The organism is Aquirufa avitistagni, from assembly GCF_042715545.1.
Taxonomy (GTDB): domain Bacteria; phylum Bacteroidota; class Bacteroidia; order Cytophagales; family Spirosomataceae; genus Aquirufa; species Aquirufa avitistagni.
Map to the genome: position 1 here is coordinate 1 of NZ_JBBKXZ010000002.1, position 13,969 is coordinate 13,969.

The 13,969-nt window shown below is 41.9% G+C and carries 12 protein-coding genes; 2 read left to right on the plus strand and 10 right to left on the minus strand.

Annotated features, from left to right (window positions below; all coding sequences use genetic code 11):
- Window positions 1-394: 394 nt before the first annotated feature.
- Window positions 395-1,126: an RluA family pseudouridine synthase gene (locus U0R10_RS05780; protein WP_377983522.1), complete on the plus strand. Its 732-nt coding sequence runs from the start codon at window positions 395-397 to the stop codon at window positions 1,124-1,126.
- A 10-nt stretch (window positions 1,127-1,136) separates the two neighbouring features.
- Here U0R10_RS05780 and U0R10_RS05785 read toward each other — a convergent pair whose 3' ends face one another.
- The 5 genes from U0R10_RS05785 to U0R10_RS05805 form a co-directional block, all read right to left on the minus strand.
- Complete coding sequence (locus U0R10_RS05785; RefSeq protein WP_377983016.1) at window positions 1,137-1,544, minus strand: RrF2 family transcriptional regulator; 408 nt, start codon at window positions 1,542-1,544, stop codon at window positions 1,137-1,139.
- A gap of 130 nt (window positions 1,545-1,674) precedes the next feature.
- Window positions 1,675-2,142: a 30S ribosomal protein S7 gene (gene rpsG / locus U0R10_RS05790; protein ID WP_130895318.1), complete on the minus strand. Its 468-nt coding sequence runs from the start codon at window positions 2,140-2,142 to the stop codon at window positions 1,675-1,677.
- Window positions 2,143-2,211: 69 nt separating this feature from the next.
- Window positions 2,212-2,616, minus strand: a complete 405-nt coding sequence (gene rpsL, locus U0R10_RS05795; protein WP_377980517.1) for a 30S ribosomal protein S12 — start codon at window positions 2,614-2,616, stop codon at window positions 2,212-2,214.
- Window positions 2,617-2,757: 141 nt separating this feature from the next.
- Window positions 2,758-3,948: a mannonate dehydratase gene (gene uxuA, locus U0R10_RS05800; protein ID WP_377983017.1), complete on the minus strand. Its 1,191-nt coding sequence runs from the start codon at window positions 3,946-3,948 to the stop codon at window positions 2,758-2,760.
- A 258-nt stretch (window positions 3,949-4,206) separates the two neighbouring features.
- Complete coding sequence (locus U0R10_RS05805; protein ID WP_377983018.1) at window positions 4,207-5,715, minus strand: DUF4301 family protein; 1,509 nt, start codon at window positions 5,713-5,715, stop codon at window positions 4,207-4,209.
- An 89-nt stretch (window positions 5,716-5,804) separates the two neighbouring features.
- Between U0R10_RS05805 and U0R10_RS05810 the strand changes: the two genes are divergently transcribed.
- Complete coding sequence (locus U0R10_RS05810; RefSeq protein ID WP_377983019.1) at window positions 5,805-7,730, plus strand: RecQ family ATP-dependent DNA helicase; 1,926 nt, start codon at window positions 5,805-5,807, stop codon at window positions 7,728-7,730.
- Here the strand turns inward: U0R10_RS05810 and lon are convergent.
- From lon to U0R10_RS05835, 5 genes are all read right to left on the minus strand, one after another.
- On the minus strand, window positions 7,691-10,186 hold the full coding sequence (lon, locus tag U0R10_RS05815) for an endopeptidase La (protein WP_377983020.1): 2,496 nt from the start codon (window positions 10,184-10,186) through the stop codon (window positions 7,691-7,693). The genes U0R10_RS05810 and lon overlap by 40 nt on opposite strands.
- A 94-nt stretch (window positions 10,187-10,280) precedes the next feature.
- On the minus strand, window positions 10,281-10,769 hold the full coding sequence (locus U0R10_RS05820) for a DUF6702 family protein (protein WP_377983021.1): 489 nt from the start codon (window positions 10,767-10,769) through the stop codon (window positions 10,281-10,283).
- Between the two features lie 2 nt (window positions 10,770-10,771).
- Window positions 10,772-12,151: an RIP metalloprotease RseP gene (gene rseP, locus U0R10_RS05825; protein WP_377983022.1), complete on the minus strand. Its 1,380-nt coding sequence runs from the start codon at window positions 12,149-12,151 to the stop codon at window positions 10,772-10,774.
- A 2-nt stretch (window positions 12,152-12,153) separates the two neighbouring features.
- Window positions 12,154-13,317, minus strand: coding sequence for a 1-deoxy-D-xylulose-5-phosphate reductoisomerase (locus U0R10_RS05830; protein ID WP_377983023.1), 1,164 nt, complete (start codon window positions 13,315-13,317; stop codon window positions 12,154-12,156).
- Entirely contained in the window at window positions 13,314-13,928 is a 615-nt protein-coding gene (locus tag U0R10_RS05835; RefSeq protein ID WP_377983024.1) for a rhomboid family intramembrane serine protease, read from the minus strand. The genes U0R10_RS05830 and U0R10_RS05835 overlap by 4 nt, the downstream gene beginning before the upstream one ends.
- Window positions 13,929-13,969 lie beyond the last annotated feature (41 nt).

The following is a 13,969-nucleotide window of genomic DNA, read 5'->3' on the forward strand; positions in this document are numbered from 1 at the left end:
TTATTTTAATATAAGAAAATTGTCTATATCCTTGTCTTGAATGCTACTTATTCTGATTAGCTCATTTAAAGAACTAACCTCGTCTTTATTTCTACCAACACGTCAAAGAACTCTTTTAACTTCTTGCTCAATCACCAAGCCGAAACCCAGTAACCACGCCTCCAGTCAATGCGCTAGAATCGTTTTCCTAGCAATTGGGAGTGCAAAGATGTAGGAATAATTTATAAATACCAACTCGCAACACGAATTAATTTATACCACAATACCTAATTCGCTGAAAATCAAGAGAAAATTGACGGAAAAAATTTTAAAATATTTTGCGCCTGCCGACTTATCGCGAAATAATCCTACCTTTGCATCGCAAATCTGGCCCGATCTTTCGGGTTAAAAATACATTCCAATGAAAGACTATCACATCATCTACGAAGATAACCACCTCCTTATCGTCAATAAAAGGGCAGGTATTCTCGTACAAGGTGATAGCACCGGTGACGTTACACTAACCGATGTTCTCAAAGACTACATCAAAGAAAAGTACCAGAAACCCGGCGCCGTATTCCTTCATCCCGTTCACCGACTAGACCGACCGGTGAGTGGTCTTGTTATTTTTGCCCGTACATCCAAGGCACTCGAACGTATGATGGAAATGTTTCGTAAACGCGATATTCAAAAAACGTACTGGGCAGTCACACGCAAGAAGCCTTATCCAGAGAAAGGAAAATTAACACACTACCTTTTGAAGAATGAAGCAAAGAATATCACAACCGCATACGACTACCCCGAAGGAAAAGCACTCAAAGCCGAACTGAACTATAAAATACTAGGGAAAATCAACCTACACTACCTAGTCGAAGTGGAACCCATCACCGGAAGACCACATCAAATTCGTGTACAATTAGCTACGCTAGGATGCCCCATCCGTGGTGATATCAAGTACGGATACGATAAACCCAACATAGACGCCAGCATAAACCTACACGCACGTCGATTGTATTTTATCCACCCCATCAAGAAAACACCCATCATCTGCAAAGCCGCAGTTCCAGAAAATCCATTCTGGGAAGAATTCTTAGAACTAGATCCCGATGATTTCAAAATGAAAAATTTGGATCACTTATACGAATAAAAAAAGGAGCTTAAATAAGCTCCTCTAATGTTGTCTTTTCTAAAACAGATAAATTGGCATCTCGCCATTTAGCTAATACCGTTCGCAACTGGCACGCTTCCTCATCCGCACAATCATCACATTTTCCATAAAAATGTAAGGATACACACAAAGCTGGCGCAATAGGACCATCCACAATCCGGATAATTTTTGCAAACGTAACTTCACTTGGAGGAACACGTAAGTAATAACCACCACCTTTACCTTTTTGACTCTGCAAAATCCCATGGTTACGCAACTCTAATAAAATTGCTTCCAAAAACTTTTTGGGTATTTTTTCTGATTCCGCAATATGCGAAATTAACAATGGGCCCTTCTCATATGACTGAGCAAGTACTTTTAGCGCCTTTAACGCATATTTGGCCTTCTTAGAAATCATATTAATTTGTTGAATTTTGCCAAAGCTAATAAAATTCTAGGAATACTCCACTAGCCCGCTCGATTAACTCCACAGGGCAAAAAAAAAGGCCAACCATTGCTGGTCGGCCTTTTGACATAATTCAATTGAATTAGAAACGGAAGTGAGAGAACGCTTTGTTCGCCTCCGCCATTCTGTGCGTATCATCTTTCTTCTTCACTGCTGCTCCCTCACCTTTAGATGCTGCAATGATTTCGTTCGCTAAACGATCCATCATTGTTTTGTCACCACGCTTACGTGCATAACCAATTAACCACTTCATTCCCAATGAAACTTTACGTTCAGCGCGTACTTCTGTTGGTACTTGGAAGTTGGCACCACCCACACGACGGCTCTTAACCTCGACAGATGGCATCACATTGTTTAATGCTTTTTTCCAAGTTTCTAAACCGTTCTCTTTAGTACGCTCCTCAACCTTGTCCAATGCATCATAAAAAATAGTAAATGCAGTTGACTTCTTTCCGTCGTACATTAAGTTGTTTACAAACTTAGTCACTAATACATCCTTAAATTTAGGATCTGGTAATACGTAGCGCTTTTTTGGTTTCGCCTTTCTCATGTTGTTAGTTGTTTAATTTCGACCCAACCTTCTGCTTTAACATAGCATACTGGATCTTCCTGTTAAAAATTATTTCTTCTTACCTGTTGGAGCTGCTTGACCTGGTTTAGGACGTTTAGCACCATACTTCGAACGAGATTGTAAACGACCAGTTACACCGGCAGTATCCAATGCTCCACGAATAATGTGGTAACGAACCCCTGGTAAGTCTTTCACACGACCACCACGGATCAAAACGATCGAGTGCTCTTGCAAGTTGTGACCTTCACCTGGAATGTAGGCATTCACCTCTTTTTGGTTTGTCAAACGTACACGCGCTACTTTACGCATCGCTGAGTTTGGTTTCTTTGGAGTCGTCGTGTATACACGAGTACAAACCCCTCTTCTTTGTGGACAAGAATCCAAAGCAGGTGACTTAGATTTCCAAGTCATTTGCTCACGTCCCTTGCGCACTAATTGCTGAATAGTTGGCATTTTAGCGTAATTACCTGTTTAATTATAAAATCATTTAATCCCTCTCAAGCATGTCAAACTCAATTAGATAGAGTTATCCCACACTAATGGGGGTGCAAAGTTAACAATAAGAAATAGAAAACAAAACGGGATAGTAGAAAATTATTTCAAAAAGCCACGAATCCCCATTTCCAATCCGCGCAGTTCCGCCAAACCACGCAGACGACCAATCGCCGTATACCCTGGGTTAGTCTTTTTCCCCTCTTGCAAATCATCCAACATGCGATGCCCATGATCTGGACGGAACGGTAAACGATAATCTTTTCTACCTTCAGCGATACGCTTGTCCTGCTCCTTCACCAAACCCTGCATCACGCCAAACATATCCACATCTCCATCCAAATGATCTGCCTCATGAAAATTACCAAACTCATCCCGGCGCGTCGCACGCAAATGAATAAAATTAAAACGATGCCCTAAACGCGCTACCATACCCACTAAATCGTTGTCTTCTCGAACGCCATAGCTTCCCGTGCAGAAACACAAGCCATTGGCATTACTTTCATAAGCAGCCAATAATTGATTGGCATCACTTTCCGTACTTACCACCCTTGGCAATCCCAATATTGGATACGGAGGATCATCTGGGTGAATCGACAACATCACTCCCGCCTCCTCAGCTGCAGGTGTTATTTCTCGGATGAAATCATAGAGATTCGCGCGTAATTCCTGCTCTCCTACGTTTGCATAGGTATCCAAAGCTTCTTGGAAAGACTTTAACGTAAAGCTCTCCTCCGAACCAGGTAAACCGGCGATTATATTGCGAATTAATTTATCTTGCTGTGCTTGCGTAGCTGACGCTAACCATTTTTCTGCGCGGGCGATTTGCTCCGGGGTGTAATGTTGCGCTGCTCCTGGACGCTTTAATAAGAACAATTCAAAAGCACAAAATTCGGCTGCATCAAATCGTAATCCCGTACTTCCATCTGGAAAACGGAAATCCAAGTCCGTGCGCGTCCAGTCTAGAATGGGCATGAAATTATAGCAAACGAGGTCTAATCCTGCTTTGCCTACATTCCTTATCGACGTCTTATAATTTTCGATGTATTGCTGGTAATTGCCCGAACGTGTTTTAATATCCTCGTGAACTGGGATACTTTCGATCACAGACCATGTTAATCCCGCGGCTTCAATCAGCGCTTTTCGCTCCAAAATATCGCTTAATTCCCACACTTGACCATTGGGAATTTGATGCAATGCACTCACAATTCCTGTTGCCCCCGCCTGGCGTACATCGGATAATTTAACGGGGTCATTCGGTCCAAACCACCGCCATGTTTGTTCTAAAGCCATAATATACGTGTTACATTGATCGGGTGACATTCTCCTCTACCAAACAGCGGTTTCGAACTCAGCCCATTCTTCTTTATTTTTATACTGATCTTAAAAGCTCAAATTGAGTAAAAATTACTTGGTCATTATTACACATATTTGATAAAAAAAACCTTGCCTGGATCCCGGACAAGGTTTTTGTAATCAAGCATTTATATACTTCCTAAACAATCTGCTGGAAGAGGTGCAAAAATAAGTGTTTTTTTAATAAGTAAAAATCTATCCATTGTTTTGGTGTGCATCACGTAATAAATCTATTACCGTCTTTACTGGATTAAACGTTTCCAACGGAACCTCCACAAACACCGTATTCCAATAGGCCATCGCACCATTCCACAAACCTGGCAACTCTTGCGCTTTCAATCCACGACCATCTTTGGTTTTCTCCGTTATAAATCCAGTTGCCATATCCCGAAATGCCAATAAATCTAAGCCCCGTGGCGCACAAACCAAATCCACCGGATTAAAATGCGTCGATCCAGCAAACAGTTCTTTTTGGCCTGGATTGTTCATATCTACTTGAGCTGACTCAACCAATTGTAAGGATAAATTTCCCGTTTCATCCGGACACCAAAAAGGACCGCCACCCGGCTCTCCCGTATTCTTTACAACACCACAAACACGCGTAGGCCGAGCTAAAACAGACAAGAGCACATCAACTTGATCCGCCAAAAAAACCTGTTGGAAATCAGATGATGGCACATAACCCAAATAAGTACCCATAAAAACAAGCGCCTCCGCAATTAGTTCCTCCGAAGGATTCGCGCGCAATTGACTCGCTAACGATTCTGTTTTAGCTAATATAGAGACCAATAATCCACCCAATGCCTTCTTATATAAAATCGTCGAATCTTTAAGCGAATCAGGAACGACATTATCAATATTCTTGATAAAAATTACATCCGCTTGTAAGTCATTTAAATTCTCCAACAAAGCACCATGTCCCGCTGGACGAAACAATAGTGATCCATCCGACTCCCTAAATAAGGTATTGTCCATATTCACCGCAACCGTATCCGTGCTTGGCTTTTGCTCCGAAAAACTCAATTCATATCGGATACCAAAATGTGCCTCCCAAACTGGAATCAAACGAGCTGCCAAGGCTTCAAAACGAGAACGGTGTTCAGGGGAAACGGTAAAGTGTAAACGTGCCAACGCACCATCTGATGCGTACAAGGCTGCCTCCACTAAGTGCTCCTCAAAAGGCGTTCGCGCACCCGTTTCATAGGCATGAAATTCCAATAAACCTTTGGGTAAAATTCCATATTCAAGCCCTGGAGAAGACAATAAGCGTGATAAAACCTCCGTTTCGCCATCACTCGAGGTAATCCATTTTTTCAACGCTGGATAAAAAGCGAATTCCTGAATTTTTTCGAAAAACAAACGCGATTCCTTGTTGGACTCTCCAGTCGTTAAATGCTCAAATAATGACTTAAACATGCGCGTGGCAGCGCCGGATGCTGGAACCATTTTTAATATCGAAAGGGCTGAACGCTCCTGTTCAAACAAACTGACAAAATCAGCTAATTCCACTTCGGAAAAGCGAATGATCCCATCTCCTACCGTTGCCGACTTCTCTAAAGCCATCCAGGGAAACCCATTTTCAAAATATCCAACTTGTTGGCTTATTTCCTCCTCACTTATCCCTCTTGCCCTCAATTGGCCTAAATCCTGCTCATTCAACATGCTACATTTATTTTTATCGATTATAAAAATAAGCTTTGGCATAAATTCTACCGCATATTTCTTCAGTTTATTTTTAAAATAAAATCAAGCGGTCTCGATACACGCTTTTTTTGGTATTTTTGATTGAACAAATGGCGGATATTCATCACATATTAGCAAACTATTGGGGCCATAGCACCTTTCGACCACTCCAGCAGGAGATCATCGAATCTGTACTTAAGCAACAAGATACCCTTGCCTTACTTCCTACCGGTGGTGGAAAATCCATTTGTTTTCAAGTGCCCGCCATGGCTCAAGACGGGATTTGCATCGTTGTTTCGCCGTTGATTGCCTTAATGCAAGATCAGGTGGATCAGTTAACCCAACGAGGCATTCCGGCGGTAGCCATTTTTTCAGGCATGTCCAATCGGCAAATTGATATCCTTCTAGACAATTGCATTTACGGCGCAATCAAGTTTCTATACATTTCCCCTGAACGCCTAAAAACGGATTTGTTTATTGCGCGTGCCAAACAAATGCAAATCAATTTGCTCGTTATCGATGAAGCACATTGCATCTCGCAATGGGGTTACGACTTCCGGCCGGCCTATTTAGAAATTATCAATTTCAAGCAATTAATACCGGAATCTACCCCATGTATTGCGCTAACTGCATCTGCCAATCAGGAAGTCCAACAAGATATACTCGATAAATTACAGCTCAAAAACCCCAAGGTCTTTCAAAAAAGTTTCCAACGGGCTAACCTATCCTATTCATGTTTGTGGGTGGAGGACAAAGAACCTCAACTGTTCAACATGCTAAAGAAAGTAGGCGGCTCTTCGATTATCTACGCACGCAACCGAAGAAAAACGCAGGAAATCGCTGCATATCTGCAAAAACAAGGAATGAAAGCCGATTTTTACCATGCAGGCTTGAGTCCAGACCAACGAACCAGCCGACAAAAAGCATGGATCGCTAATCAAATCCAATGCATCGTGGCGACCAATGCCTTTGGGATGGGAATCGATAAATCAGATGTTCGCCTGGTTGTCCATGTGGATCTGCCAGACTCTTTGGAAGCCTATTACCAAGAGGCCGGTCGGGCAGGAAGAGATGAACAAAAAGCCTATGCCGTAGCGATGGTTGAAGAAAACGATCTGATCGAGCTACAGAAAAACTGGGAAAAATCATTCCCAAGTGCAGAAGTTCTTCAAAAAACCTACCAAGCCATGAGTAATTTCTTGCAAATCGCGGCAGGAAGTGGAGAACTAAGTACCTATGATTTTGACTGGACTGAAATGGCGCGCAGATTCCAACTACCCACCTCGGAGACGTTTTATGCACTAAAAACACTTGAATCTGAAGGTTTATTCCTGATGAGCGATGCATTTCAAAATCCATCCAAAATCAAGATTCAGGTCAATGCAACCGAACTTTACGATTTCCAAATTCGAAATGAAAAATTCGAATCCTTCTTGAAGTTTTTACTGAGGCAATTTGGCGGGAATTTATATACCCAATTCGTATCAATTTCTGAAGCGTCACTAAGTATCCAACTTAAAGTTCCTGTCGAAGAAATCGAACGCTACTTAAATCTATTGGCCAAATTCGAAATCATCGAATACGAAAAACAAAATGGGTTACCTAAACTTACCTTACTAACACCACGCGCAAACATCGATAATCTGCCCATTACCTGGTCCGAGTACATACAAAAAAAAGATCGCAGTAAATCAAAAATCGATGCCGTTGAATCCTATGTTCGTGACCAAAAAACATGTCGGACGCGTAAGATCAGTGCGTATTTTGGTGAGCAATTATTCATTAATTGTGGCGTGTGTGATATATGTGTTCAGCGTAAAAAAGAACAAAATGGCCGCGCTTTCCCAGAAGGCATGGAAGTTGAACAAAAATTAATTCTTAATTACCTGAAAAATGGGCCGATGACCCTAGAAGATTTGACCGACTGCCTCCGCCCACTCACGCGAACAGAGGCAGCTAAAGTCATTCAATATTGCTTAGAAGCTGGTCAGATTAGTTATACCTCAGCAGACACCATCGCCTTAGTTTCCTCCTGAAAAACGAATTGAACAGGCTTTTTAACCTGCTCCGATAACAAGGCAAGCGCCAACACTTCCGTTGCATGTTCCACATAATGGAATCGAAGATCAGCAATGTAATGAGGCTCAATCTCCTCTACATCCTTGCGGTTCTTTACACACATGATGATCTCCTTTATTCCAGCACGTTTAGCCGCCAAAATTTTCTCTTTAATTCCACCCACTGGGAGGACTTTCCCACGTAACGTAATTTCGCCAGTCATCGCTAAATTCGATTTTACACGGCGCTGTGTTAATGCCGAAGCAATGGCAGTTAACATGGTTATACCTGCTGATGGACCATCCTTTGGAACAGCTCCTGCAGGAACGTGAATATGTAAATTATACTGATCAAAAATTCGGTAATCAATGCCGTAATCATCCGCATGTGCCTTCAAGAAACTTAAGGCAGCAACCGCCGACTCCTTCATCACATCACCCAGTTGGCCTGATAATGTCAGCTGACCTTTACCTTTATTTAGTAGCGTTTCGATAAACAAAATATCACCACCCACAGGCGTCCAAGCCAAACCAGTGACCACACCGGCATACTCATTATTCTCGTACGAATCATTTTCAAATACCTCTTGGCCTAACATCCGAACGATGTCAACAGGTACAACTTTGGCTGGATAGGTTTCCCCGATGGCAATTGATTTGGTAATCTTACGAACGACACGACCAATCTCTTGCTCCAGTTTCCGAACGCCTGATTCACGTGTATATCCTTCGATTAATTTTTGGATTGCTACATCAGATAAGGTAAAACTTGCCTTTTCTAAGCCATGCTCCGATTTCTGCTTGGGTATCAAATGTTTTTTAGCAATCTGCACCTTTTCCTCCATGGTGTACCCACTCACCTCAATGATTTCCATCCGATCACGCAAAGCTGGATGAATCGTATCCAGATTATTGGCTGTCGCAATAAACATCACACGCGATAAATCGTATTCTACTTCTAAATAATTATCTAAAAAACTATTGTTTTGCTCTGGATCCAACACCTCCAATAAGGCAGATTGTGGATCACCCCGATGATCTCCTCCTACCTTATCAATCTCATCTAAGATGAATACGGGATTGGACGACCCTGCCTTTTTTATGTTTTGAATCACTTTTCCCGGCATCGCACCAATATAGGTTTTCCGGTGTCCGCGAATCTCAGACTCATCATGCAAGCCACCTAAAGCCATACGGACATATTTGCGCCCAAGGGCCTTGGCTACGGATCGACCCAAAGAAGTTTTACCAACTCCCGGAGGACCATAAAGGCATAAAATCGGGGCTTTCATGTCACCCTTCATTTTCAAAACTGCCAAATATTCAATGATGCGTTCTTTAACTTTTTCCAAGCCAAAATGATCCGCATCCAATACCTTTTTTGCCTTTATCAGATCAAAATTATCTTTCGAATATTCCGACCAAGGTAAGTCGACCAAAAGCTCTACGTAATTCATGAGCATCGGGTATTCGGGCGACATGGAATTGGTACGCTGCAATTTGGAAAGTTCCTTATGAAAGAAATCATTGACCTCTTTCGTCCATTTTTTCTTTGCTGCCTTCGCACGCAATCCATCCAGTTCCTGCTCTGGACTTTCCACTCCTAACTCCTCTTGTAAAACTTTGATTTGTTGGCGTATGTAATAATCCCGCTGCTGCTGATCAATATCACTCGATGCTTTACTTTGTATTTCGCGTTTCAACTCCAGCAATTGGATGTCGGTGAGCATGTGCTCCAACAACCTCGTTGCTTGCTCAATCCCGTCAAGCGTCTCTAACAAAGCCTGCTTTTCGATTAATTCCGCGTTGATATTGGATGACAAGAAATGCACCAAATAGGAATTGGATTCTATATTATCGAGTGCAATTTGAGCCTCCCGAGGAATCTCAGGATTTAAGTTTAAAATCTTAGTCGCGTTTTCCTTGAGCGTTGAAATCAAGGCTTTGTTTTCCTTGTTCAATTTCTTCGGAAAGGTATCTTCAATGTAGGCTACTTTTGCGATTAAATTAGGTTCAGTTTTGATGTAATCTTTTACTTCAAATCGCTTGCGGCCTTGAACGATAATGGTCGTATTTCCACCAGGCAGCACAAACATTTTTATGATGTGACCTACGGTTCCAATCTTATACAAATCGTCCGGCTGGGGTTCTTCCTTAGAATTGTTGGCTTGCACCAATACGCCAATTGTCCGATCCCCTTTATATGCTTTCTTAACAAGTCGAACGGATTTTTGACGGCTTACCGTAATCGGAATCACCATCCCTGGAAACAAAACAATATTGCGAATGGGAAGTATGGGTAGTTCTTCTGACAAAACGCCCATTTTGTCATCTTGCCCCATCCCCTCTGATCCGATCGGGATCAATTCTATATTCTCAAAATCAGACATGTCTGATAAGCGCAAATGCTTAAAAAGGTCGTTTGAATTATTCATACACACTATTTAAAATTTCCCCCTCGATTTAATTCCAGAAGTGGGACCCTAATTATCAATTTTCATGCCACATGACCATTTGGCAGACATTCACCTATTCGAGCCGTTGAACCCATTCGTTTTTACGGAACAAATAACTTCGTTTTTGAGTATTTCGTACCACTTGTAATAGATTGGTTTGATCGGGGAATGAATCGGCCAACAAGCTATTTTCAATAAAAACACCGGATAGTTCTTGGTCAGAGGGTATCTCGAGATAAACCCAGATCATGTCGTCGACAGACTCCCAACCAATCCATCGGTACGGAGTAGTTCTTTTTTGATTCACCTGAATGCCAAAATAATTTCGGACATATTTCTCTAAAATGGGATCGACTTGCGGGTTTTTATGAAATGAAAATGGGGCTCCAGTAAATTGACTAATACCTAAAGTTAAATCATCTTCAAAAAGCCGAATGCTGATTTCCCATACTTTATCCTTTGCATTATAGATGCAATCGCCCACGCTAGAATGGAACGGATGCAACGAACGCCCAAAAATGGGCGTCGTCAATAATAGCAATAGGATTAATTTGGCTCTCAAAATTAGAAGAATGCTTTAAAAATATCGTTGCCAAAAGTATAGGCCATTAAGGCTAATAAGATCAACATACCTACTTGCTGGGCCTTTTCCAATACCTTCTCAGAAGCGGGTTTTCCCGTAATCATTTCATAAATCAAGAAAATCGCATGCCCGCCGTCCAAGGCAGGAATAGGCAAAATGTTCATGAAAGCAAGTGCCATGGATAACAATCCGGTCAACATCCAGAAACGCGTCCAATCCCAGACTCCGCCAAACATTTGAGCAATACCAATGGGACCACTTAACGCCTTTGAAGCAGAAACATCACCAGAAGCGATTTTCTTAAATCCACGCACGTTATCTGAAATAACTGAAAATGCCCGACCAGAACCAATGCTTACTGCTTGGCCAAAATTATAGTCCTCGTGCGTCATTTGAATTAACAATTCAGGGGCAAATCCAATTTGGCCTGTTTTTGCGACAACCATTTCTAAGGTATCTGCTTTGCCTTGACGGAGAATTCCTAAACGAATGGGCTTACCTGCTTCTTTCGAAATCGCTTCTTTTGCCTCATGGTAAAAGTGAATTGGCGTTTGATTAACGGAAGTAATGTAATCCCCCTCTTTTAATCCAGCTGAGAATGCTGGCAACATCTCTCCTGAAGATCCTCCAAACATCGAAGGCTGCTCTGGCGCCGCAACTGCTGCTACTTTAAAAGCAGCCATTGGCTCAATGAAACCAGCTTTTTTATCGCTCAATTTCTCAATAAAATCAGATGGAATTTTCACCTGAATCGTTTGGTCGCCACGTAATACGGTGTAGGAAGAATTGTCGCCCAACAACACATCGGAAGTACGCAAGTCGGCAAGTGACTTAAAATCCGAACCATTTACTTTCACAATTTTATCACCTGTTTGTAGACCAATTTGCTTACCTAATTCAAGGGCTACAATTCCGTTCTTATTCAATTCCGTTTTTGAAATGAAGTTATTGCCATTGGAATAGGTCAAACAAACAAAGATGACCACACCCGTGATTACGTTTACGATTACACCACCAAGCATCACAATTAATCGTTGCCAAGCTGGTTTCGCGCGGAATTCCCACGGTTCAGGCTCTTTAGCCAAGTCGGCCGCATCCTGCGTCTCATCAATCATTCCAGCAATAGATACATATCCACCGAGCGGGAACCAGCCAAGACCATATTCAGTATCCCCTACTTTCTTTTTGAATAAGGCAAAATTCAATACGGTAGGAATTGGGAAAAGAAAATCAAAAAACAGATAAAATTTTTCTACGCGCATTTTGAACCATTTGGCTGTAATAAAGTGGCCAAACTCGTGTAACGTAACTAAAATCGACAGCCCTAAGATCAACTGCCCTGCCATAATCAAACCTTCCATACCTATTTCTTTAATTTAGAAACCCATTCCTGGGCCATTATTCGTGTAGTTTTATCTGTATTTACGTAATCCTCTAAGCTCGGCGAAGTCAAAAAAGTTCCCTGAGCCATGCAGTTTGCCAACAAATCTGACATCTGCAGGAATCCGATTTCATCTTTCAAAAATGCGTCAACGGCTACTTCGTTGGCAGCATTTAAAATACAAGGCATATTCCCTCCTTTTTCTAATGCTTGAAAGGCAAGGCCTAAATTCCGAAATGTTTCCAAATCCGGTTGCTCAAAAGTCAAGGATGCGTAGTCTTTGAAATCAAATCTAGGGAAATTCGCCTGCATGCGATTGGGGTACCCTAAGGCAAATTGAATCGGTAATTTCATGTCGGGCAAGCCCAATTGCGCCTTGATTGATCCATCCTCAAATTGAACCAGCGAGTGAACTATTGATTGCGGATGAACCACCACATCGATTTGGGAAGCTTGCACATCAAACAACCAAGCGGCTTCTATCACCTCCAAGCCCTTGTTCATGAGACTAGCAGAGTCAATGGTAATCTTCGCCCCCATGGTCCAATTGGGGTGCTTCAACGCTTGGGCTCTTGTTACTTGAGCTAAATCTTCGCGCTTCTTTCCTCGAAATGGACCTCCAGAAGCAGTCAAAATAACCTTTTCAATCGGATTGTGCGACTCGCCCATCAGACATTGAAAAATGGCTGAATGTTCTGAATCTACTGGTAAAATCGGCACACCCATTTCACGCGCTAATGGCATAATCAGTGCACCAGCGACAACCAATGTTTCTTTATTGGCTAAGGCTATTGGCTTACCTGCTTTGATTGCTTTCACAGTAGGAAGTAAACCAGCATATCCAACCAAAGCCGTCAAAACAACATCTACATGATCATAGCAAACAACTTCTAGCAAAGCGTCTGCTCCTGCTAAAACTTCAATAGCTGTTCCTGAAAGGGCATTTTTGACAAATGTATATTTTGCCTCATCACCGATCACTACCTGACTTGGATGAAATTGTATGGCTTGTTCGACTAATAAATCTGCGTTTGATTGCGCTGTTAGTACGGCCACTTCAAACGCATCGGGATGTTGCTTGATAACGTCCAACGCTTGTGTTCCGATAGATCCTGTCGATCCTAAAATGGCGATCCGTTTAATCATAGCATGGCTTTAATTTGTTGAACAAATGTTAACCAAACTTGCGGATAAGTCAGTGTCATGAAAACGATGCCATAAAGCGCACCGTACAAATGAGCTGAATGATTTACATAATCGCGTCCACGCTTATCCATTTCGATCGAATACCAGGTAAACAATCCTGCGTAGATAAATCCAGGAATACCTAAGAGGCCAAAAAGATAAATTTTCTCGGTAGGGAAAAATAAAATTCCGGCAAAAATGACGGCCGAAACAGCTCCAGAAGCTCCCAGGGAATTAAAATATGGATTTTTTTGCTGCTTGAAATAGGTAGGCAAATCTGCGGCAACGATAGCCGATAAATAAAATAGCACGAACATGGCCACCCCATATCCAGGAAATATCATGTTAAAAATGTACTCTAATTGACCACCAAAAAAGTAAAACGAGAACAGGTTAAAAAACAAATGGGTAAAGTCGGCATGAATAAACCCAGAAGTTATAAACCGCCAATATTCATGCTTTTTCGCAATTCGATATGGATTCATGGTCATAGTGTTCATCCAGCTAGACTTTTGCATAGCTAAGACGGAGATTGCCACGGTAATTACCATGACCAGTAAGCTAATTGACATTGATTGATCCATAACATAAAAAAGCTCCGCGAGGAAGCTTT

Excerpts from the sequence above, each read along its gene's own strand:
- uxuA (WP_377983017.1), bottom strand. The coding sequence starts at position 3,948 with ATGGCTTTAGAACAAACATGGCGGTGGTTTGGACCGAATGACCCCGTT.
- rseP (WP_377983022.1), bottom strand. The coding sequence starts at position 12,151 with ATGGAAGGTTTGATTATGGCAGGGCAGTTGATCTTAGGGCTGTCGATT.
- U0R10_RS05805 (WP_377983018.1), bottom strand. The coding sequence starts at position 5,715 with ATGCCAAAGCTTATTTTTATAATCGATAAAAATAAATGTAGCATGTTG.
- U0R10_RS05785 (WP_377983016.1), bottom strand. The coding sequence starts at position 1,544 with ATGATTTCTAAGAAGGCCAAATATGCGTTAAAGGCGCTAAAAGTACTT.
- rpsG (WP_130895318.1), bottom strand. The coding sequence starts at position 2,142 with ATGAGAAAGGCGAAACCAAAAAAGCGCTACGTATTACCAGATCCTAAA.
- U0R10_RS05810 (WP_377983019.1), top strand. The coding sequence starts at position 5,805 with ATGGCGGATATTCATCACATATTAGCAAACTATTGGGGCCATAGCACC.
- U0R10_RS05835 (WP_377983024.1), bottom strand. The coding sequence starts at position 13,928 with ATGTCAATTAGCTTACTGGTCATGGTAATTACCGTGGCAATCTCCGTC.
- lon (WP_377983020.1), bottom strand. The coding sequence starts at position 10,186 with ATGAATAATTCAAACGACCTTTTTAAGCATTTGCGCTTATCAGACATG.
- U0R10_RS05830 (WP_377983023.1), bottom strand. The coding sequence starts at position 13,317 with ATGATTAAACGGATCGCCATTTTAGGATCGACAGGATCTATCGGAACA.
- rpsL (WP_377980517.1), bottom strand. The coding sequence starts at position 2,616 with ATGCCAACTATTCAGCAATTAGTGCGCAAGGGACGTGAGCAAATGACT.